Source organism: Dankookia rubra (genome assembly GCF_004355005.1).
Classification (GTDB): Bacteria; Pseudomonadota; Alphaproteobacteria; order Acetobacterales; family Acetobacteraceae; genus Paracraurococcus; species Paracraurococcus ruber_A.
This window is the reverse complement of sequence record NZ_SMSJ01000354.1, coordinates 1-483: the sequence shown is the minus strand read 5'-3', so window position 1 is coordinate 483 and position 483 is coordinate 1. Positions and strand designations below refer to the sequence as shown.

Here is a 483-nt window from a genome sequence, read left to right as displayed (position 1 = left end):
GGGGCTCCACGCCTTCCCCCAGCGCCGGTGCTGCCGCGGCCCATGCCGCCGCCCCTTCCACTGCACCAATGGCCCCCGCACCTTGGCCCCGCCTGGCCCGACCACGTCGCCCGCCAGCCGGTCCTGCACATACATCCGCAAGGTCGGGCTCTCCGCCAGCTTCACCGGCTTCGGATGACGCGCCGCTCGTTCGGCATGCCACTGCGCCGTCGTCGCCCGGTACTCCAGGTTGCCGCAGCGTGTCGCAGCATTGCGGCGCAGTTCACGCGAGATCGTCGAGGCGGCCCGCCCCAGACGCCGGGCCGTTTCCCGCACGCCACAGCCCTGGGCTCGCAGCAGTGCAATCTCTTCCCGCTCCGCCAGCGACAAATACCGCTCCGACAGCGGCTTCGACGATGGCCCAAGGATCTTCGGTGGCATGCCGCCCGCTTCACGAAACCAGCGCGAGCCTACAGGTTGCGACACCCCGACGCCGAGCGCCGC

General features: G+C 71.2%; 1 protein-coding gene. It reads right to left on the bottom strand.

Annotated elements, in window-relative coordinates; translation table 11 throughout:
* A partial coding sequence (locus E2C06_RS36955; RefSeq protein WP_206664862.1) for a helix-turn-helix domain-containing protein occupies positions 1-483 on the bottom strand: 483 nt, incomplete at both ends.